This window comes from Arthrobacter sp. efr-133-TYG-104, from assembly GCF_030208915.1.
Classification (GTDB): Bacteria; Actinomycetota; Actinomycetes; order Actinomycetales; family Micrococcaceae; genus Arthrobacter.
Genome location: NZ_JARVTA010000008.1, coordinates 160,846 through 181,967, shown reverse-complemented (window position 1 = coordinate 181,967; position 21,122 = coordinate 160,846). Strand labels below are relative to the sequence as shown.

The 21,122-nt window shown below is 62.8% G+C and carries 18 protein-coding genes and 1 pseudogene; 13 read left to right on the top strand and 6 right to left on the bottom strand.

All coding sequences use genetic code 11. The features are described from left to right. The first annotated feature begins 87 nt into the window (after nt 1-87). Complete coding sequence (gene trhO, locus QRN04_RS08430) at nt 88-996, top strand: oxygen-dependent tRNA uridine(34) hydroxylase TrhO (RefSeq protein WP_284975564.1); 909 nt, start codon at nt 88-90, stop codon at nt 994-996. Here trhO and QRN04_RS08425 read toward each other — a convergent pair. Continuing rightward, nucleotides 993-1,520, bottom strand: a complete 528-nt coding sequence (locus QRN04_RS08425) for a DUF6023 family protein (protein ID WP_284975563.1) — start codon at nt 1,518-1,520, stop codon at nt 993-995. The genes trhO and QRN04_RS08425 overlap by 4 nt on opposite strands. Nucleotides 1,521-1,568: 48 nt before the next feature. Continuing rightward, nucleotides 1,569-2,012: a DUF6023 family protein gene (locus tag QRN04_RS08420; RefSeq protein WP_284975562.1), complete on the bottom strand. Its 444-nt coding sequence runs from the start codon at nt 2,010-2,012 to the stop codon at nt 1,569-1,571. A gap of 92 nt (nt 2,013-2,104) precedes the next feature. Here QRN04_RS08420 and QRN04_RS08415 point away from each other — a divergent pair, with 92 nt between their 5' ends. The 7 genes from QRN04_RS08415 (at nt 2,105) to proC (ending at nt 11,178) form a co-directional block, all read left to right on the top strand. Next, complete coding sequence (locus QRN04_RS08415) at nt 2,105-3,793, top strand: DUF7059 domain-containing protein (protein WP_284975561.1); 1,689 nt, start codon at nt 2,105-2,107, stop codon at nt 3,791-3,793. Then, complete coding sequence (locus QRN04_RS08410) at nt 3,790-4,500, top strand: ArsR/SmtB family transcription factor (protein WP_284975560.1); 711 nt, start codon at nt 3,790-3,792, stop codon at nt 4,498-4,500. The genes QRN04_RS08415 and QRN04_RS08410 overlap by 4 nt, the downstream gene beginning before the upstream one ends. Nucleotides 4,501-4,625: 125 nt before the next feature. Next, nucleotides 4,626-7,352, top strand: a complete 2,727-nt coding sequence (gene topA, locus QRN04_RS08405; RefSeq protein ID WP_284975559.1) for a type I DNA topoisomerase — start codon at nt 4,626-4,628, stop codon at nt 7,350-7,352. A 77-nt stretch (nt 7,353-7,429) separates the two neighbouring features. Further along, nucleotides 7,430-7,912 carry an SseB family protein gene (locus tag QRN04_RS08400; protein ID WP_284975558.1) on the top strand — a complete coding sequence of 161 codons (483 nt, stop codon included), beginning with the start codon at nt 7,430-7,432 and terminating at the stop codon, nt 7,910-7,912. Between the two features lie 110 nt (nt 7,913-8,022). Continuing rightward, nucleotides 8,023-9,141: a Ppx/GppA phosphatase family protein gene (locus tag QRN04_RS08395; protein WP_284975557.1), complete on the top strand. Its 1,119-nt coding sequence runs from the start codon at nt 8,023-8,025 to the stop codon at nt 9,139-9,141. Between the two features lies 1 nt (nt 9,142). Further along, the gene (locus tag QRN04_RS08390) at nt 9,143-9,976 is read left to right on the top strand and encodes a sugar phosphate isomerase/epimerase family protein (RefSeq protein WP_284975556.1); all 834 of its coding nucleotides are present in this window, start codon (nt 9,143-9,145) and stop codon (nt 9,974-9,976) included. 371 nt (nt 9,977-10,347) lie between these two features. Then, on the top strand, nt 10,348-11,178 hold the full coding sequence (gene proC / locus QRN04_RS08385; protein ID WP_284975555.1) for a pyrroline-5-carboxylate reductase: 831 nt from the start codon (nt 10,348-10,350) through the stop codon (nt 11,176-11,178). Between the two features lie 26 nt (nt 11,179-11,204). On the opposite strand, the gene QRN04_RS08380 is transcribed toward proC, so the two are convergent. Together QRN04_RS08380 and QRN04_RS08375 are read right to left on the bottom strand one after the other, a co-directional pair. Then, the gene (locus QRN04_RS08380; RefSeq protein ID WP_410550918.1) at nt 11,205-11,843 is read right to left on the bottom strand and encodes a potassium channel family protein; all 639 of its coding nucleotides are present in this window, start codon (nt 11,841-11,843) and stop codon (nt 11,205-11,207) included. A gap of 40 nt (nt 11,844-11,883) precedes the next feature. Then, nucleotides 11,884-13,317, bottom strand: a complete 1,434-nt coding sequence (locus tag QRN04_RS08375) for a TrkH family potassium uptake protein (protein ID WP_284975553.1) — start codon at nt 13,315-13,317, stop codon at nt 11,884-11,886. 101 nt (nt 13,318-13,418) lie between these two features. Between QRN04_RS08375 and QRN04_RS08370 the strand changes: the two genes are divergently transcribed. The 3 genes from QRN04_RS08370 (at nt 13,419) to gdhA (ending at nt 16,755) form a co-directional block, all read left to right on the top strand. Further along, nucleotides 13,419-14,645 (top strand): acetoin utilization protein AcuC, encoded by a 1,227-nt coding sequence (locus QRN04_RS08370; protein ID WP_284975552.1) that lies wholly within the window; start codon nt 13,419-13,421, stop codon nt 14,643-14,645. Between the two features lie 67 nt (nt 14,646-14,712). Then, nucleotides 14,713-15,303: a metalloregulator ArsR/SmtB family transcription factor gene (locus QRN04_RS08365; RefSeq protein WP_284975551.1), complete on the top strand. Its 591-nt coding sequence runs from the start codon at nt 14,713-14,715 to the stop codon at nt 15,301-15,303. A 114-nt stretch (nt 15,304-15,417) separates the two neighbouring features. Next, complete coding sequence (gdhA, locus tag QRN04_RS08360; protein WP_284975550.1) at nt 15,418-16,755, top strand: NADP-specific glutamate dehydrogenase; 1,338 nt, start codon at nt 15,418-15,420, stop codon at nt 16,753-16,755. 80 nt (nt 16,756-16,835) lie between these two features. Here the strand turns inward: gdhA and QRN04_RS08355 are convergent, their stop codons facing one another. Further along, entirely contained in the window at nt 16,836-18,167 is a 1,332-nt protein-coding gene (locus QRN04_RS08355) for an alpha-hydroxy acid oxidase (RefSeq protein WP_284975549.1), read from the bottom strand. A 77-nt stretch (nt 18,168-18,244) separates the two neighbouring features. On the opposite strand from QRN04_RS08355, the pseudogene QRN04_RS08350 reads away from it, so the two are divergent. After that, nucleotides 18,245-18,712: pseudogene (locus QRN04_RS08350) on the top strand (FadR/GntR family transcriptional regulator); the annotation flags it as partial. Between the two features lie 45 nt (nt 18,713-18,757). On the opposite strand, the gene QRN04_RS08345 reads toward QRN04_RS08350, so the two are convergent. Continuing rightward, complete coding sequence (locus QRN04_RS08345) at nt 18,758-19,810, bottom strand: LacI family DNA-binding transcriptional regulator (protein WP_284975548.1); 1,053 nt, start codon at nt 19,808-19,810, stop codon at nt 18,758-18,760. Nucleotides 19,811-20,014: 204 nt separating this feature from the next. On the opposite strand from QRN04_RS08345, the gene QRN04_RS08340 reads away from it, so the two are divergent. Then, entirely contained in the window at nt 20,015-21,034 is a 1,020-nt protein-coding gene (locus tag QRN04_RS08340) for an acetylxylan esterase (RefSeq protein ID WP_284975547.1), read from the top strand. The last annotated feature ends 88 nt before the right edge of the window (nt 21,035-21,122 follow it).

Sequence of the window (21,122 nt, the reverse complement as noted above, 5' to 3'; positions counted from 1 at the left end):
GTGACTTCTTCTTTTGACGGCCGCCGGGGCCTTGGGGAACCAGTCCTTGGAAGCCGCCGATTTTGGCCCACCCAGTACCCTTGGATAGTGGCTTTAAACAGGATTGTTCTCTTCTACGGCTTTACCCCGATCGCCGACCCGGACGCTGTGCGTCTGTGGCAGCGTGCCCTGTGCGAGAAATTGGGGCTGAGGGGCCGGATCCTCATTTCGAAAGACGGCATTAATGCTACGGTCGGCGGCCGTCTGGAGGACATGAAGCAGTACGTCAAGACGACGCGGGAGTACAAAGGCTTCCATGACATCGACTTCAAGTGGTCCGAGGGAGGCGCGGCTGACTTTCCGCGACTAAGCGTCAAAGTGCGGGACGAGATCGTCTCGTTCGGAGCCCCCGGGGAACTGAAAGTGGACCAGAACGGCGTCGTCGGCGGTGGCACCCATCTGCAGCCCGAGGAAGTTCACGCACTCGTGGAAGCAAAAAAGTCCGGTGGCGAGGACGTGGTGTTTTTCGACGGCCGGAACGCGTTCGAGGCCCAAATAGGCAAGTTCAAGGACGCCATAGTGCCGGACGTGGAGACGACCCACGATTTCATCAAGGAACTGGATTCCGGAAAGTACGACGCCCTGAAGGACAAGCCCGTGGTGACGTATTGCACCGGCGGGATCCGATGCGAGGTACTTTCAAGCCTGATGGTGAATCGTGGCTTCAAAGAGGTTTACCAGCTCGACGGCGGCATCGTCCGCTACGGCGAGACGTTCAAGGACAAGGGCCTGTGGGAAGGATCGCTCTACGTTTTCGACAAGCGCATGCACGTCGAGTTCAGCGAGGAAGCCAAAACCATCGGGGAGTGTGTCCGTTGCTCGGCTCCGACCAACAAGTTCGAGAACTGCTCAAATCCCACTTGCCGGACCCTGACCCTGTACTGCGGCGACTGTGCCTCGAGCCCGGAAACTCTTCGTTGCCCGGAGGGCTGCAAAGCTGCCGAAGTGGCTGGCTAAAGCCGGCTCACCCTGTAAGCAAAATTCGCCTCGAATTTCGAGGCGACTGTGATCGAAAGTACGCCGTCCTTAACCACCTGGACAACGCTGACCCTCGCAGAGGCGCAGCTCAAGGTGAGGTTCAACAGGGTGGAGTCACCGGCCTTAACGGTAAAGGACACCCTGCGGGTAGCGCGGCAAGCCATGGTGACCGCATAGGTGCCCGCAGGCAGTGAAACGGTTTGCCCCGACGCTGATTCCCCGGCGTTCACATACCCGCTGCTGGCGAAGAACGATTGTCCTTGGGATTCCGGCAGTGCGGCCTGAGCCCATGCGTCCAAGTCTTCGCCGGTGACTGCTTGTTCTTGCGTTGGGTCGGGCGGAACCGTAGCGGTAACAGCAGCAGTGCTCACGGCTGCTCCTGGGCCACCGGACTCGTCGTAGGCGTACTCACAGGCACTGACCATGCTCGCCACGGTTAAGAGCCCGACGGCGGCCCGCACCAGCCGCTGAATGGTTGCCGAGCGAGCTGCGTTGCTGCCCATGCATCGACTTTACGCCCGCGTCAGCTCACCCATAAAGGCTAAGCGGCTTTAGCCGGCTGCCGGGACAAGGCGATACGCGAAGATTTGCGGCACGTCCACGCTGGTTGTCGAAATGGTGAGCGCCGAGGCACTGGGGACTTTGATTTTCACAACGTCGGGGTTCGCGTTGCAGGCCGCGGTCGCGTCTGCGATCTTGTTGCTGCCTGCCGAAATAGCGAAAAAGGCTTTGCCGCCGCCGTCGCAGATCATGGTGAACGTGTAGGTCCCGGCAGGCATGCGGGCAGAATTTTTGGTCAAGGGTTCCCTGTTCAGGATCTTCCCGGCGTCCTCTACTACGGTGCCGCTCACGGTGGGGAGAACCTTTGCCTTCCAGGCAGCAACGTCGGCCTTTTCGATCGTGGCCGGTGCTTGGCACGCGCTGGCAGCCAGCATGGTGGCCGCGGCTATGCCGACAAGGCCGATGCGCCGCTGGGGCAAGGAGAATTTGAGCATGTGTTAACGCTACCGGTTTTGGATCTGGTCCTTTGTCCACATACGCCATGGCCGGGAGCCGGGGCACGGCGTACCCGCCCTAGACTTGCAGGGTGATTGACGCAGCCACCTCGTTTACTTCAGGCAATACTCCCGATGCCCCCCGCAGCGACCAGCCGGGCCTTCTGGCCGCTCTGGCTTCGGACCTTCGCACCCTCTTTTACACGGTGGATGGCGTCGCCGAGTTCCTCGGAGAATCTGCCTCGGAGGCGCTCAGCCGGGATCAATTGGTCCCCGCTCTGGTGGTGACGGAACGGCGCTCAACGTCGGAGGACCCGGCCGTCCGCGCCCTCGGGGTGTTGGTGGGGTTGTGGCTGCTGGCAGTCCCTCAATCCGAGGCAGACGTTGATGCTGCGCTCCCGGGCGTGCTTACGCGAGGGCTGGCGGATTTGGGCCTCGCGACGGTGGATTCGGGGGTCGTGCGCGCCAAGGTAGATCTTCGCCCGTATGGCTGGGACGCCAATTCAGATGGGAGCGGGGGAGCGAATCTCTGGGTAGCCAGCGATCTTGCCGCCCATCAGCAACCGGGTGTGCTGCGGCACGACCACGTCTTGGGGATCGGGCGTGCATCCACCACCCTTGTGCAGGCCACCATCAGGGAAAACGTCAAGCGCGCACTGGATGTCGGCACTGGGTGCGGCATCCAAACGTTCCACTTGCTGCATCACTGCGAACACGTCACGGCCACAGACATCTCGGAGAGGGCCCTTGCTTTCACCCGCTTCAACCTGCTGTTGAACGCCGTGGAACTGGGCTTGGATCCGGATCATCTGGAGAGGCGTGTCACGCTTCGCCGTGGATCCCTTCTGGAACCAGTGGCGGGGGAACACTTCGGGCTCATCGTCTCCAACCCTCCCTTTGTCATCACGCCACGCACGGGCGGCGAATCAGTTGCTGACCAATTCACGTACCGGGACGGCGGACTTGCAGGGGACGGAATCGTGGCTGCCCTTGTGACGTCATTGGCCCACGTACTTGAACCTGGTGGGATCGCCCAGATGCTGGGCAACTGGGAGATACCTTCGGGCAACCGCTGGATGGGCCGTCCCGCCGACTGGGTAAGGGACTCCGGCCAGGATGCTTGGTTTATCCAACGGGAGCAGGTAGGGCCTGAACAATATGCGGAGACGTGGTTGCAGGACGCCTCCCAAAACCGCGACGACGGCCACTATAAGGCGTCGTACGCGGCCTACCTTGACGACTTCGCCTCCAGGAGTGTCCAGGGCATCGGGTTCGGCATGATCTTTCTGCGCAGGCCGTTCGCGTCCTCTGGCCCCATCATCGATCGCTTTGAAGAAATCACGCATCCGATCGAGCAACCGGTGGGCCCGCATCTTCGAGCAGCTGTGCACCGCGCGGATTGGATGGCGGCCAACACCTTGGCCGAAGCCCATCTGCTGGTTGCCGAGGACGTCACCGAGGAACGCCATCAACGGCCCGGGGCGGAGCATCCAGGAGTCATCCTTTTGCGCCAAGGCGCCGGCCTGCGCCGGACCAACCTGCTCAGCACCGAACTCGCCGGATTTGTCTCCGCATGTGATGGTCAGCTCACCGTTGGCCAGATAATCTCGGCCTTGGTAGCGCTTCTGGGAGGTGCGGAGGACTTCGACGAGCAAGGCTTCCGGGACCGCCTGCTGCAGGACGTCACCAACCTGGTCCTGGAGGGCTTCCTGCTCCCGTACACCGATCAGGCGAGTCAGGCCACCGCAACTCAGGCCACCGCGACGCAGGTCATGGCATGACCGGCAACGCACCGCCGCTGCCGGTAGGTACCCGCCTCCTTCGGTGTGACGCTGACTACACTGAGGGAGTGATAGCCAACAACCCAGCATCCCAGCCGGACCACGAGGTGACTCGGGGCAAGCGCGCCGAGAAGACGGTTGAGATCACTGATCCAAAAGCTATCCGCGCCTTGGCCCACGCTGCCCGCCTCGAGGTCATCTCAGAGCTCTACGCCACGCAGGTGAGCCACACCGCCACGGAACTGGCAGCGAGGACGGGACTCACCCCCAGCGCCATGAGCTATCACCTCCGTGCACTCCAGAAGTGGGGGATCGTGGCCCCGGCCGAAAATTCCGGTGATGCCCGGGAACGCCGCTGGAGGGCTGCCGGCACAGACTTCACTATTTCGGGAGGCAGCATAGCCAGCCCGGAAATTGCAGTTGTGGACCTCGAGCTCGACGCGTTCCGGCGTCGGGCATCCGCATTTGCCAAGGCCCGCGGGGAACGCAAGCAAAAGGGACAAGCGGCCGAGGAAGCTGCGGCGGTGGTCTTGGCGAGCAATTTGCTGTACCTTACCAAAGCGCAGCGCAAGGAGCTTTCGGAACGCATTCGTGAGGTCTTGCGCGAGTACGAACTTGAGGATCCCAGTCGTATACCTGAGGGCGCCGAGCGCATGGCCACCCTGTGGTCGATGATCCCGGATGACCGCGTGGCACCGGGGCAATAACTGCCCGGCTGGACCTCTGAAAGACCCTCCCGGTTCCCGGCCGAAAACGCAGGATTCTGCAATCTATGGTGAACTAGGCCAGTATGGGCACCAGCCCAATCACACATTTTTTCTGTAGGAGCACCGTGCCCAGCAAGGCAAAAACCGGCAAGAAACTCGTGATCGTGGAGTCTCCCGCCAAGAGTAAGACCATCGCCAAGTACCTTGGCGAGGGCTTCATTGTCGAGGCCTCGATCGGCCACATCCGGGACCTACCCCAACCCTCGGACCTTCCTGCAGAACTGAAGAAGACCTCGCTGGGCAAGTTCGCCGTCGATGTCGAAAACGACTTCAAGCCTTACTACGTTGTCTCGCCGGACAAGAAGAAGAAGGTCGCCGAGCTCAAGGCCCAACTCAAAGACGCCGACGCGCTCTACCTCGCAACCGATGGGGACCGCGAAGGTGAAGCCATTGCGTGGCACCTGCTGGAGGTTTTGAAGCCCAAGGTTCCGGTGTACCGGATGACCTTCGGTGAAATCACCAAGGAAGCAATCCACCGCGCCATGGACAACCTTCGCGACGTCGACACAGCCCTGGTGGACGCCCAGGAGACCCGGCGCATCCTTGACCGGCTCTACGGTTACGAGATTTCCCCGGTCCTCTGGCGAAAAGTGGCCCGCGGCCTCTCCGCCGGACGCGTTCAGTCCGTGGTCACCCGCATGGTGGTGGACCGTGAACGTGAACGCATGGCCTTCCGGGCAGCCTCCTACTGGGACCTGACCGGACAGTTCGGTGCGGACTCTGGATCCTTTAAGGCCAAGCTTGCAGCCGTGGACGGCGCCAAAGTTGCCAGCGGCCGTGACTTCAATGACAACGGCCAGCTCACCTCATCGAACGCCGTGCACCTCGACGAGGAACGCGCAACGTCCTTGGCTGCCGGCCTTGAGAACGCGGATTTCCGCGTCCGATCTGTCGATACAAAGCCGTACACCCGCCGCCCCGCAGCACCGTTCACCACCTCCACGCTGCAACAGGAGGCCGGACGCAAGCTTCGCTTCTCGTCCAAGAGCACCATGCAGGTAGCGCAGCGCCTGTATGAAAACGGTTACATCACCTATATGCGTACTGACTCGTCAGCACTGAGCAATGAAGCCGTCACGGCTGCGAGGCGTCAGGCGTCTGAGCTTTATGGGCCCGAGTACGTCCCCACGAGCCCCCGCGTCTATGCCAACAAAGCCGCAAACGCGCAAGAAGCCCACGAGGCCATCCGCCCCGCCGGTGACTCCTTCCGCACCCCGGCACAGGTGGCCAAACAGCTGAGCGGCGACGAGTTCCGGCTCTACGAACTCATTTGGAAGCGCACGGTCGCCTCCCAGATGGCAGACGCCAAGGGTTCCACGGCCACCATTCGTCTCGGTGCGATCGCCGCGGATGGCCGCGACGCCGAGTTCTCCGCGTCCGGCACCGTCATCACTTTCCCGGGGTTCTTGGCCGCTTACGAAGAGGGCAAGGACGAAAGCCGCGGGGATGACGATTCCGACGAAGCACGGCGCCTGCCGAACGTCGCCAAAGATGATGAACTGACGGCCTCGGAAATCCTGGCCGTGGGCCACGAGACCTCACCGCCCCCTCGGTACACGGAAGCATCGCTGACCGCAGAGCTGGAAAAGCGCGGCATTGGACGCCCATCCACTTACGCTTCAACCATTTCCACCATCCAAGACCGCGGTTACGTCCGGAAACAAGGGTCCGCCCTGGTTCCCAGCTGGATCGCCTTCTCCGTGATCCGGTTGCTCGAGCAGCACTTCACGGACTACGTGGATTATGAGTTCACGGCGGATATGGAAGGCGACCTGGATAAGATCGCCAACGGCCAAGCAGCCGGAACTGCATGGCTCAAGCACTTCTATTACGGCGAAGACGCAGACCCCGGCCTGTTGAGCATCGTGAACAACCTCGGTGAAATCGACGCCAGAGAGATCAACTCCGTGCCCATCGCGGAAGGCATCACTCTGCGCGTCGGTAAGTTCGGCCCTTACCTGGAAAGCTCAATTCCAACCCTGGATGAGAAGACCGGCGAGGTAGTGGAGTCGGCCCGGGCGAACGTGCCCGAAGATCTGGCTCCGGACGAGCTCACAGCGGCTAAAGCCAAGGAACTCATGGAGACCGCTGCCCCGGAGGAGCGCGTCTTGGGTGCCGATCCGCACACAGGACACACGGTGGTGGCCAAGAACGGCCGGTATGGAGCCTACGTCACCGAGATCATCCCCGAGATGACCGAAGAAGAGCAGTTGGCCAACCAGCCGGTGGAGTACTACAAGAACGGCAAGCCCAAACCGCCCAAGAAGCCCGTCAAGGCCAAGCCGCGCACGGGATCCCTCTTCAAGTCCATGACGGTAGACACTGTGACCCTTGACGAGGCGCTCCAGCTCATGAGTTTGCCGCGCGTCCTGGGTGAAGATGCGGATGGCAACCCGATCACGGTTCAAAACGGCCGTTTTGGTCCCTACCTGAAGAAGGGCACCGATTCACGCTCCATCGGGTCCGAAGAAGAGATCTTCACCATCACGTTGGAACAAGCGCTGGAGATCTATTCGCAGCCCAAACAGCGTGGCGCGCGTGCCGCAGTTCCACCGCTTGCGGAGTTTGGTCCTGATCCGGTGTCCGAGAAGAACATCGTGGTCAAGGAAGGCCGTTTCGGTCCTTACATCACCGATGGCGTCACCAATATTACCGTGCCTCGTTCCACCTCCCTGGAGGAGCTGACCCGGGAACGCGCCGTCGAACTTTTGGCGGAAAAACGTGCCAAGGGGCCTGTCAAGCGCACCACCACCCGGAAGGCTCCCGCCAAGAAGGCCGTGGCCCGGAAATAAGATTTCCGGGTCCCAGAGGTTGGCCGGGCCGGTTCACGTGAATTGCGTCCCGGCCGGCATCGTGGTCGAGTAGGACTATGACTGAACAGACCGTTTCACCGGAAAACGAGCCCGAAAGCGCCACCGAGGCAACAGGGGGCGGCCAGCACGACGCGCAGCCGCTGAACGAACTGGAGCTGAAGCTGGCCGCCGCCGAGCAGCCGGATGCGAACCCTGTGGAGGTCATCCTTGCCTTCCTCAACAACGAGGTCTACCTGGTCAGCTCCGAAGGTGTGGACGGTCCAGATTCCTCCGTGGAACCCTTGGTTCTTGCCAACGCGGACGGGCAGCCGGTCCTGGCGGTCTTCAGCCACCCCAGCCGGGTGGACGAGAGGTTCCTTGAGGCCGCCCCGCATGTCCTGGGTACGTTGGGTTCGGCCATTCTTGGGAACATCGGCAATGAGTTGGGCATGGTCATTAACCCGGGCAGCGAGTACGGGTTCGAAATCGACCCCGAGGGCATCGCGAACATCCGCCGGGACTTCAAACGGGCAGACGACGCCGGAGAGCCTGCGGAATAGGCAGGCAAGCATCAGCCCCCACCGCCCGGACCCGCATGGCTATGCCACCGGAGGCGCGAAACGTGGCCCAAAGTTACTTCCCGGGCTTCGAATCGGTGAATAATGGCAGAATGCGTCTTGGCGTTCTCGACATCGGGTCAAACACCGTCCACCTCCTGCTGGTGGATGCCCACCCCGGCGCGCGCCCAGTACCGTTCGCTTCGCACAAACGGCCACTCTCGCTGGTTCAATACCTGGACGGCGACGGGAATATCAGCGATGCCGGCCAGCATGAGCTCATCGAGTTCGTGTTGGAGGCGTGGGAATTCGCGGCCGCCCACAAAGCCCAAGACCTCTTGGCTTTCTGTACGTCAGCCATCCGCGAGGCCACCAACGGTGCCGATGTCCTGGCCCGGGTAAAGCACGAGACCACGGTGACGCTCCAGGAACTGACGGGAAGCGAAGAAGCGTCCATGACCTTCTTCGCAGTCCGCCGTTGGTACGGCTGGGGCGCCGGTCCGATCCTGGACCTCGACATCGGCGGCGGCTCCTTCGAAATGGCGTACGGAACTGACGAGCTGCCTGAGTTTGCCACCTCTGTGCCGCTAGGTGCGAGCCGTTTGACCAGGGATTGGCTGCAGGATGACCCGCCCACGGCCAAGAGCGTCAAGGAACTTCGGCGTTACATCCGCTCTACGTTGAAGCCCGTTGCCCGCAGCTTCCAGGAGGTTGGACGGGCAAACCTTGTGGCCGGGACGTCCAAAACGTTCCGTTCCCTGGCCCGGATCGCCGGGGCTGCCCCCAGTGGCGCTGGACCCTACGTCAAGCGGGAGTTGCACGCAGCAGACCTCGGCTTGTGGGCGCAACGGATCTCCGCGATGAGGGTGGAGGACAGGCTATATCTCCCGGGCGTTTCGGACGCCCGCGCGCACCAGCTCCTGGCCGGTGCGCTGGTTGCCGAGGCGGCCTTGGAACTCTTTGAGTTCCCGAAGATGGAAATTTGCCCATGGGCTTTGCGTGAGGGATTGATTCTCCGCCGCTTGGATCAGCTGGTATTCGAAGAAGCGCTGGACCCCGCCCCGCACGTTGGTAAACGCAAGGACAAGTCCAAAAAGAAAGCAGCCAAGGAAGCCAAGAAGATATTGGATATCGATCAATCCCGCCACGAGTCACTCGACTTCCCGGCCCCCGCAGACACCCCGCCCCTTGCCCCTATCCCAGCCCCTGCTGCAGGCGGGCTGGTCTCCTGAGATGAGTAACGACGTCGAACCCGAACTGAATGACCGCCAGATCCCTGTGGCGCTGTCCAGCGCCTCCGTCTACCCGCTCAGCGTCCACGATGCCTTTGCCGTGGCCCAGGACCTGGGCTACGAGGGCGTGGAGGTGATGGTTACCAACAATGCCGTGAGTCAGAACCCCAAAGCCCTTATCCAACTTAGCCATCGATACCATCAGGAGATTGTCTCCATCCACGCACCCACTTTGCTGTTGACGCAACAAGTGTGGGGTACGGCGTGGAACAAGATCGAAAAATCCTGCCAGATGGCCGTGGAGGTCGGGTGTGACACCGTGGTGGCGCACCCGCCGTTCAGGTGGCAATCCAACTATGCCGAAAACTTCGTTGAGGGCGTCAAAGAACTCGCGGAGACCTACCAAGTACGCATCGCGGTAGAGAACATGTACCCGTGGCGCGTTCGCGGGCGGGAAGCCGTGGCCTACCTGCCGCACTGGGACCCGCTGGGCCAGGATTACGACGACGTCACATGGGACTTCTCGCACGCCGCCACAGCGGGAGCCAACAGTTTGGAAGCCATCAAGTCGCTGGGCAGCAAACTCCGTCACGTCCACCTCACGGATGGTTCGGGGTCGGGGAAAGATGAGCATCTGGTTCCCGGTACCGGCACCCAGCAGTGCGCGGACGCGCTGCAGCATTTGGCGTCGAGCGGTTTTGACGGCGTTGTAGTGGCGGAGATTTCCACCCGAAAAGCGAAAGTAGCCGGGGAACGCGAGGAGATGCTGGCTGAGACCTTGCGCTTCGCGCGGCAGCACTTGAGCGTGCCGCTGGTGCGCAGCGCGGATCAGTAAGGCAGCGCGGATCAGTAAGGCAGCGCGGATCAGTAAGGCAGCGCAGACCAGTAAGGCACCTGACACAGTAACGGGCGCGCTGGCCCAGTAACGGCCTCGCCCGTTCCTGGGTCGGCCCGGGCCCCGTCAGGTGGGCCGGTTAAAAGCGAAAGCACCGGCGGCCGAATCGGGAAATGGGGGAAAACCCGCCCGGCCACCGGTGCTGCTGGCGGACATCCCCATGCCCGCCTCATCACTCGCACCCTCAATGAGGTAGTACCAACGTTAGGGACCGAGCATGGGTGTCCCCTGCAATAACCTTGGGAACAAGCTGGGAATCCGGATCCGGGGACCGTTAGACCCGATCCTTGGCGAACTGCAATGATGGACCAATGAGCAACCGAATCGCATTCCTTGGCTGTGGATCCATGAACGAGGCTATCCTGGGCGGCCTGCTGGCCGCCGGGAAAGACCCGTCCGACGTCGTCGCAACTGTCCGGCGGGCTGCCCGCGCGGAGGAACTTGCCCACCGTCACGGAGTCATGGCGATCGCCGGTGATGAGGAGCCGGATAACAACCAATTGGCTACCAAGGGCGCGGGGATGGTCATCCTCGGCGTCAAGCCCGTGGGGATTGCGGACCTTGCCCGCGAGATCAGCCCGGCGCTGGCTGAGGACACCATTGTGGTCAGTGTCGCGGCCGCTGTTTCCATCGCCCAGCTCGAAGCCGCGTTGCCCGAGGGGCAGCCCGTCATCAGGACCATGCCCAATACGCCGGCACGGTTGGGCCGCGGCGTCATTTCTGTCTCTCCCGGAACTCACTGCACACCTGAACAGCTGGACATGGTGAAGACCGCTCTGGCCGGTGTCGGCACGGTAGTGCAGGTTCCCGAGGACCAGGTGGATGCGTTGTCCGCGATCAGCGGCTCAGGGCCTGCCTATGCCTTCTACCTGGCCGAGGCGATGGCGGCAGCGGGAACCGAGCTGGGGCTCGATCCTGAGCTGTCCGTGATGTTGGCGCGGGAGACCGTGGCCGGAGCAGGTTTCATGCTCGCAGAACCGGGCGCGGACCCCACTGCCCTCCGTGTGGGAGTGACAAGCCCCAACGGCACCACCGAGCGCGCCATCGCCGTGTTTGACGACGCCGGGATTCCCAAGATCATTGCCGACGGCGCCCGGGCGGCAGCCGCGCGGGCAGCGGAGATCACGAAGCAGCTCAGCTAAGGTTCGGCCCAGCCGTGGGGAGCCGCCTAAGGGCGTGCCGCGAACCGTTCCAACAAATCCACATGGCCGGAGACGATCAGCATGTCGTGGCTGGACACCTTGGTTTCGGGACGGGCGTACGTGAAGTCCTCGCCGGGGGACTTCACCCCCACAATGGTCACGCCGTACTTTGACCGGACCTTGGACTCGTCGAGGGTAAAGCCCACGGTTTCCTTGGGCGGGTACATCTTGACGATCGCAAAGTCGTCGTCGAACTCGATGAAGTCAAGCATCCGGCCGGAGACCAGGTGTGCCGCGCGGACCCCGGCATCGGCTTCCGGGTAGATCACGTGGTTGGCACCGATTCGGGTGAGGATCTTGCCGTGCGAGGGCGTGATGGCCTTAACCCAAAGGTGTTCAATGCCCAGGTCAACCAGGTTCACCGTGATCAGCACGGAGGATTCGATCGATGTCCCGACGCCCACCACCGCGGAGCTGAACTCCTGTGCACCGAGTTGGCGCAGCGCATCGATATTGGTGGCATCGGCCTCAACTACGTGGGTGAGGACGGGTGCCCATTTCTGGACCAAGGTGCGATCCCGCTCGATGGCGAGGACTTCGCGTCCCTGCTTGACCAGTTGCTCGGCTGTGGCGGACCCGAAGCGGCCAAGGCCGATGACCAGCACCGGGGCGTTGTGGGCGGGGCGGTTGGCCGCCCCCGTGGTCTTAGCCAATGATTGGCCTCTCTTCCGGGTAGTGGTACAACTGGCTGCGCTGGCGCAGGGCCAAACCGGCAGCGAGGGTTACGGTGCCCACGCGGCCGGCGAACATGAGTATGGCCAGGACGTAGACGCCCGACGGCGGCAACTCACCACTGAGGTTGGTGCTCAGGCCCACAGTGGCGAAGGCGGAGATGGTTTCAAAAAGTACCCGATCCAGGGACGCTCCGCTAATGGAGAGCAGCAGGAATGCGGCCACGGAAACGAAGGTGGCCCCGGCGACGATCACGGAGATGGCCACCCGCATGGTGCCTTGGGGGATGGTGCGGCCGTACACCTTCACGTCGGCATCGCCGCGGGCTTCGGCGATGATCGCTAGGAACATGACGGCGATGGTGGTTACCTTGATGCCGCCGGCAGTCGAAGCTGAACCGCCGCCGGCAAACATGAGCGCATCGCTGAGGAGTTTGGTGGTGGGCTCCATCTGGTTCTGGTCCACCAGGCTGAAACCGCCGGAGCGTGTCATGACAGAGGCAAAGATGGAGTGAATCACCTTGTCGCCGAAGTTCATATTGGCGATGGTGCGTACGTTATCCCACTCCATGAGGCCCCACAGCAGGGCACCGGCCACCAGCAAAATGAGGGATACCTGGATGGTGAGCTTGGTGTGGAGGTTCCATTTCTTCCAGTTGAGCCCGTTTTGTTGGAGCACCATCACCACGGGGAAACCCAGGCTTCCAAGGAAGACGCCAAGCATCAGGGGGACCAGTATCCAGAGATCGGTCTCGTAGGGGACTACGCCGTCCGAGTGTGGGGTGAATCCGGCGTTGTTGAAGGAAGAGATGGCATAGAAGATTCCGTGCCACACCGCCTCCCAGAAGGGCTCGCCCAACACCAGGAAACGGGGAATCAGGGACAAAGCCAGGGCGCCTTCGATGACCACCGAGGTGACGATCACGATCCGGAGCAGGGTACCCACTTCGCCAAGCCTGCCGGCGTGGTTCATCGCTTCCTGGGCGATGAGTTTGCCGCGAACGCCCAGCCGTTTGCTCACCATCAGCGCCAAGAGCGAAGCCAAGGTGAGGGTACCCAGGCCGCCCACGAAGATGCCGAGCAGGATGACCAATTGCCCGAAGAAGGACCAGTACGTAGCTGTTGAAACTACGGTCAGGCCGGTCACGCAAACACTGGACACCGCCGTGAACAAGGCTTGGTGCAGGGGAGTGGATTCCCCTGAAGCAGAGGCGGCGGGCAGCGACAACAACCCGGTGAACAGCACGATGACGGATGCGAAAATGACCAGGGCCAAACGGGCCGGTGAGCTGTTTGCAACGTTGTCGATGAAGTCGCGGACGCGGGTGAAAATCCAGAGGCCCTGACGGTCCTGGTGCGTGGGCTGCCAGTTGGCCGGGCTCTGGGACCTCGACTGGCTTTGGGACATGGCGCTCTTCCTCGGTTGAACAAGCTTTCCTGAGTAGTAAACCACTATTCGCGGGCCTGACCGGGCGATGTGGCCTTTCAGCCTCCGGTAGCCTGTTCAGGGTGAACTCCAGAGTTGGGATATCAGCTTCCAGCATTACGCGGTCCGCACTCCCAACGACGGTGGTGTGGGACCCCGCGATGACGGCTTACGACTTCGGCCCGGGTCACCCCATGGCGCCCCGGCGGCTGGAGCTAACTGCACGGTTGGCCCTGGCGCTCGGACTTTTTGACCACAGCCATGTGGCAGTTGAGGCGCCGGCCGTGGCAACCGACGTCGAGCTTTTGACTGTTCACAGCCGGGAGTACATCCAAGCTGTGCGTCGCGTCGGTGCGGATCCTTCCAGCCCCGACGACGCTCGCGGGTTGGGGACCGAAGACGATCCCGCGTTCGCAGGAATGCACGAGGCCAGCGCACGGCTTGCCGGCGGTTCACTGCTGGCTGCCGAGTCCGTCCTTTCCGGCAGGTCGGTTCGGGCGGTGAACTTCAGTGGCGGAATGCATCATGCGGCGCGTGGGAAGGCCAGCGGCTTTTGCGTGTACAACGACGTGGCCATTGCCATCCAGCGGCTGCTCGACGGCGGTGTGCAGCGCGTGGTCTGCATCGACGTCGACGCCCACCACGGCGATGGGACGCAGGGCATCTTCTGGGACGATCCCAGGGTCATGACCGTGTCGCTCCACGAATCCGGCCTCACGCTATTCCCCGGAACGGGTTTCGCCAACGAAACGGGGGGACCAAACGCGGTCGGGACCGCCGTCAACGTGGCGCTTCCTGCTTTCACCGGCGATGCGGCCTGGTTGCGTGCTTTCCACGCGGTAGTGCCGCAGCTTGTGGCCGCCTTCGCACCCGAGGTCATCGTCAGCCAGCACGGATGCGATTCCCACCGCCTTGATCCCCTGACGCACCTCAACCTCAGCGTCGACTGCCAGCGCGAGGCCGCTGCCGCCGTCGCCGGCCTTGCCGCCCGCTACTGCGAGAACCGCTGGATTGCCACCGGGGGAGGCGGCTACGAGGTCACCGGCGTTGTGCCGCGCGCTTGGAGCCATCTGATCGGTATGGTCACGCAGCGACCCGTACCGGTCTCGAAGCCCGTGCCGGAGGCGTGGCGGAGCTATGTGAAGGAAACCTACGGCGAGCCCACCCCCGCGTTGATGGGCGACGACGTGGACATCTGGTGGCGTTCTTGGGAGGTCGGCTACGATCCCGCAGACGAGGTGGACCGCGCCGTCATCGCTACGCGTAAGCAGATATTCCCGCTGTATGGCTTGGATCCCTGGTTCGACTGACGTGTCCTGCACTCGGGCGGCATGAAACAGGATGCCAACAGGCGTATATGTCGCTAGGGTGGGAGGCATGGTGACTGACGACGTATTTGCCGTCATAGCTGAGGCAACCAGACGCGACATCCTGGTCTCCCTCCGCTCTGGGGATAAGGCTGTAGGTGAACTCGTGGCGGAGCTGGCGGCGAGCCAGCCCACTATTTCCAAGCACTTGAAGGTGCTCCGCGAGGCAGACCTCGTCACCATGCGCGCACAGGGCCAGAAGCGCTTCTACACCCTGAACACCAAGCCGCTCGCGGGCATCGCCTCGTGGCTGGAAACGTTCGACGTCGGGCAGGTTAAGCCCGCCGTCGTCGCGCCTTCTGGTGGGGAGCCAGCAGCCGCCGTCAACGGGCCTGCTGCCGTCACCGCCCCCGCCGGCGCGGTGACCGAATCCGGGACGACCGAATCGGGGGCTGACACGCCTGCTACGCGGGTGGACGCCGTCGGCCAGGCCGTGATGGCGCATGCCACCGAATCATCAGGGATTCTTGAGGGCGCCCCGGATGACACCATGCCCCAACACATCGGACGCACCGTGGGCCGGGCCGCCACCAAGGCCGCTGATTTGCTGGCCAACCTTCCGAATCTGCCCAACCTGCCAAAGTTCGGCCGGAAGCGCTAACAGCCGGGTTGGGTCACATTCCCCCCGGATGGAGATGCCGGGGAAGCAAGTGCAACCATGGGCGGGACTGAACACGTCCCCTACAGCTGGGCGCACTGAGGATAGGAACCCCCCATGGATTCAAGGCTCGAAGGTATCCGGGACACCGTGCTTGCGCGGAACCCGGGTGAAAAGGAATTCCACCAGGCCGTCATCGAGGTCTTTGAAAGCCTGGGCCCGGTCCATGACAGGCACCCCGAATTCCTCGAGGGCGCAGTCCTTGAGCGCCTGTGCGAACCTGAGCGGCAGATCATTTTCCGCGTCCCGTGGACCGACGACGCGGGCCGGGTCCATGTCAACCGTGGGTTCCGTGTGGAGTTCAACTCGGCGCTGGGCCCTTACAAAGGCGGCCTGCGTTTCCATCCCTCCGTCTATCTGGGGATCGTGAAGTTCCTCGGGTTTGAGCAGATCTTCAAGAACGCATTGACGGGCATGCCCATCGGTGGCGGAAAGGGCGGCTCGGACTTCGACCCCCGGGGGCGTTCCGACGCCGAGATCATGCGTTTCTGCCAGTCCTTCATGACTGAGCTGTACAGGCATATTGGCGAGTACACCGACGTGCCGGCGGGGGACATCGGGGTGGGAGGCCGTGAAATCGGGTACCTTTTTGGCCAGTACAAGCGCATCACCAACCGCTACGAATCCGGGGTCCTCACGGGCAAGGGCATCTCATGGGGCGGGTCGCTCGTTCGTCCCGAGGCCACCGGCTACGGCACTGTCATCTTTGCCCAAGAGATGCTCAAGACCCGGGGACAGTCCTTTGACGGGCAGCGGGTGGTGGTTTCGGGCTCAGGCAATGTCGCCATCCATGCTATCGCCAAGGCACAGTCCTTGGGGGCCACCGTGGTTGCCTGTTCCGACTCCGCCGGATACGTCGTGGACGAGGCGGGGATCGACGTCGAGCTTCTGCGCCACATCAAGGAAGTGGAGCGCGGGCGCCTGACCGAGTACGCCGCCCGCCGCGGTGGTGCCACCCACGTAACCGGTGGTTCCGTGTGGGACGTCAACGGCACGGTGGCGCTGCCGTGCGCCACGCAGAACGAGCTCGACGGCGATGCTGCCGCCAAGTTGGTCAGCAACGGACTCATCGCGGTCGCCGAGGGCGCCAACATGCCTTCCACAAGGGAAGCCGTGTCCGTGTTCCACGAGGCAGGCATCCTGTTCGGCCCAGGCAAGGCCGCCAACGCAGGTGGTGTTGCCACATCCGCGCTGGAGATGCAGCAGAATGCCAGCCGCGATTCATGGTCTTTCGAGCACACCGAACAGCGGCTCACGGAGATCATGGTAGGCATCCACGATCGCTGCGCAGCAACCGCCGACGAGTACGGTGCGCCTGGAAACTACGTGGTGGGCGCCAACATCGGCGGCTTCGTCAAGGTAGCGGACGCCATGCTCGCCCAAGGCCTCATCTGAGGTTGCTACCCAACTAGGGGACAGATCAGGCCGTACTGAGCCCTCATAGCGACAGGTGCTGTCCCCTAGTTGGGTGGGGGTTAGCGCTGCAGCAGCCGCACGTGGTCCGGATTCAGGTCCGAGACCTTGCTGACGCCCAGCAACGCCATGGTCCTGGTCATGTCCTTCTCGAGGATCTGGATGGCACGGTCCACACCCGGGCGGCCGCCCGCCATCAAACCGTAAAGGTACGCCCGGCCAATCAGGGCAAAGTCAGCACCCAAGGCCAGTGCAGCCACGATGTCCGCACCGCTCATGATGCCCGTGTCCAACATGACGGCAGCCTTGCTGTTGTCCGACGCCAGCCCCGTTGTGACCTCGGGAAGCAAGTGGAACGGGATGGGTGCGCGGTCCAGTTGGCGGCCCCCATGGTTGGACAACACGATGCCATCGGCGCCGTGGTCCACCACTTGCCGGGCGTCCTCCACGGTTTGGATGCCTTTGACCACGAGCTTGCCCTTCCATGTTTCACGCAGCCAGTCCAAGTCCTGGTAGGTCAGTGTCGGATCAAACATGGAATTGATGAGCTCGGCCACAGTCCCGGTGTAGCGCGATAGTGAGGCAAACGTCAGGGGTTCGTGGGTGAGGAAGTTGAACCACCACGCCGGGCGGTAGGACGCGTCCACCACCGTTTTCAGTGTCAGCGCCGGCGGTATGGTCATGCCGTTCCGGACGTCCCGCAGGCGCGCACCTGCAACAGCGGTGTCCACGGTGACCATCAGGGTGTCGTTACCGGCCTTCGCGGCCCTTTCGATCAGCCCAAGGGAGCGCTCGCGGTCCGTCCACAAGTACAGCTGGAACCAGTTCCGGCCGTTCGGGGCAGCGGCTGCCACATCCTCGATCGAGGCGGTGCCCATGGTGGACAGGGTGTAAGGAATCCCGGTGGCTTCGGCTGCTTGTGAGCCCGCGTATTCGCCCTCGGACTGCATCATGCGGGTAAAGCCGGTTGGTGCGATCCCGAAGGGGAGGCGTGATTCCTGGCCCAAAATGTCCGTGCGGAGATCGATTCTTGAAACGTCCCGCAGGATGCCAGGGCGGAATTCGATGTCCTGGAAGGCCTGACGTGCGCGACGAAGGGTGATTTCTTCCTCGGCAGCACCGTCGGTGTAATCAAAAGGAGCCTGCGGGGTGCGACGCTTGGCCATGTCCCGCAGTTCCCAAATGGTGCTGGCCCTCTTCAGCCGGGCGGTCTTGCTGAACTCCGGCTTCTTGAACTGCATCAGCGGCGCCAGGTCCGCGACGCTCGGTATGCGTCGCTTCAGTGCCGGCGGCCGCACGACGGCGGCTGGCGGCTGGGGTGCGCGGGTTACGTTTTGGTCGCTCCCGGCATCGGCTGGCGCGGCGGTGATCTTGGGATCGATCGTGTCGGTCATGCGGGTCTCCCTAGGGTTCGCGTGGTCTAGCCACACTCTAGGGCATGTGGTCTGACCACATCAAGTACTATTCGGATATGCGCACGCACGAGCTGGTCCTGCAATGGATCGAAAAGCAGATTTCCGACGGCGAGCTCACCTTGGGTGGCCGTTTACCCGGCGAGCGGGCCATGGCTGAGCAACTGCAGGTTTCCCGGACCTCGGTCCGTGAGGCCGACCGGATCCTGGAGGTCATGGGGGTGGTCCGGGCCGGCGTTGGATCCGGGAAAGATGCGGGAACGGTAGTGATTGCCGAGCCGGGAACTGCTTTGGGTTCCACCCTGCGCTTGCACGTGGCCACCCGTCACCTGCCGGTAGGGGACATGGTGGAAACCCGCGTGCTCCTCGAGTCGTGGGCAGCCGGTCGCGCCAAAGCCGGCACGCCTGCGCTTGAGGAGGCCGCCAAGCTCTTGGATGAGATGGATGCGGGCCCGGACGTCGGCACGTTCCTCACCTTGGACTCACGCTTCCATGTCGCCCTGGCACAAGCGGCGGGAAACGCCGTCTTCTATTCCGAGGCTGGAGTTGCCCTGGTCTACGCGGGCCACTGATCAGGCGCTGGGCTGATCAGGCGTGCCCCCTCGTGGGCTCAATGAAGGCGCCGCGGTGCTTTTCCGGATCTCCATTCGTGGCCGGAACTCGTCCCGGACCGGTGCGGGTGCTTCACCGGGCTGCTGGATCTGTTCCCGCATCCTGCGCCACGCCAGGCTACCGATTTCGTTGATCGGTACGGCGGCGGTGGTGAGCGGGGGAGTGGTGTACCGGGCGAACGGAATATCGTCGAAGCCCGCCACGGAGATGTCATCCGGAACGCGGAGTCCACGCTCATGCAAGCCACTCAGCAACCCCATGGCCACAAGATCGTTGAATGCAAGGATTCCGGTGGCACCGCAGGCAATCACGAGGCCGGTTGAATCGTGTCCTGAATCGAAGTTTGAGCCTCCGGGAAGCAGCTGGAGTTCGATCGCGGGGTGTTGCTCACGGAAAACTTCCAAGCCGGCAAGGCGCTGCCTGTTGGACGCGCTGTGTTCCGGTCCCGCGAGGAATGCCAGTCGCTTATGCCCAAGCGCTACAAGGTGGTGGGCCAAGTCCTGGATGCCCTGTTCGTAGTCGACGTTCAGGCTGGGGGTGTTGTCCACCGTCGTGCGGTTGATGAGCACCAACGGGTGCAGGCTCGGCGCAAGTTCCTCCAACTGGGCGTCGCCCATCCTGGGCGCGCACAGCACCACGCCGTCGCATCGACGCCGGGCCTCGCCAGCCAAGATTGCCTCCTCGCTGGTAACCTCCGAGGAATCGGCGATGAGGACCCGGTATCCGTCTGCCCCGGCGGCAATGCTGAGGCCGCGGAGGATGGCCTGGAAGGTCGGATTGGCAAGGTCCGGGACCACGATCCCGATGGTGTCCGTTTTGCCCAAGGCCAGGCTCCGGCCCACTGGATTGGGCTGATACTTCAGTTCTGCGGCTGCCACCCGGACCCGCTCAGCGATGCCTGCATCCACCGCGGCATTGCCGTTCATGACGCGGGAGACAGTGGCGTGCGAGACGCCGGCCTTAAGGGCAACATCGGCAATGCCAATGCGTTTGTTGGCGTTGTTACGTGCCATGCCGCCCTCCCCATCTATCGCCGCACCCTGCCGGAGCAGCCTGCCATGAGCCTCGCGGCCCGGAATCGGGCCCGCTCGCACGCCGAGGCGTTGACAGAAAGCTTATAGTGCCTCGGTAAACGATTTCTTGGTTCACTCGAAACTGTCCAGCGGCCGGTTGCAGGGCTCGCTTGCGAGGCCGTGCGGAGGACGTAGGATGCCCTCATGCCTCTTTTCGACCTCCCGCTCGAGCAACTCCGTGATTACACTTCCGCGGCAGTACCGCCGGCCGACTTGGACGCCTTCTGGGACCGCACCATCTCCGAGGCCCGGGCTTTCCCGCTCGACGCCGTTTTCGAACCGGTGGATAACTACCTCACGGTCATCAACACTTTTGACGTCACATTCTCCGGCTTCGGCGGCGACCGCATCAAGGGCTGGCTTCACATTCCCGCGAATTGCGAGCCGGGCCAGAAACTTCCTGTGGTGGTCGAATTCATCGGATACTCCGGCGGGCGGGGCTTGGCCAACCAGAATACCCGATGGGCCCAGGCCGGCTACGCGCATTTCATCATGGACACCCGCGGTCAGGGGTACGGCGGTGTGTCAGGCGATACGCCCGATCCGCACCCTTCGGCGGGCGAGGTCAACTTCGCCGGGCTCATGACCCGGGGTTCGGGGCACCAGGAGGAGTACTACTTCCGCAGGGTCTACGTGGATGCCTTCCGTGCGGTGGAAGCGGCACAGAGCCACGCCGCCGTCGACCCCTCCAAAGTAGTGCTGACCGGGGTGAGCCAAGGTGGCGGGATCACCGTCGCGACCGCTGGGCTGACGGCCGGAAGGCTCGACGGCGTCATCGCCGCACTGCCCGACGTCCCGTTCCTGCAGGATTTCCCGCGAGCAATCGACATCGCCCCGCGTGGTCCGTACCTGGAAATCGCAGGATTCCTCGGCAGGCACCGCGACAAATACGAGCCTATGCTGGCGGTTCTTAACTACTTCGACGGCGTGCATCTGGGCCGGGCGGCCACCGTTCCCGCGCTGTTCTCCGCCGCGCAAATGGACGATATTTGCCCGCCCTCAACGGTCTTTGCCAGCTACAACAGCTACGGCACCGGCCCTTCCGCAAAGGTCAGTGCGCCGGACAAGGACATTGAGGTGTATCGCTTCAACAACCACGAGGGCGGCCAGGAGCACCACTGGATCAAGCAACTTCAGTTCCTGCGCAAACTCTTGTCATCATGACGGACACGATTTGCCCGGTGTGAAGAAGCGCAGTTATGGTGTGGCTATGACTAACCGTTGGTATGCGTATTTTTCGTTGGCTCTGGAG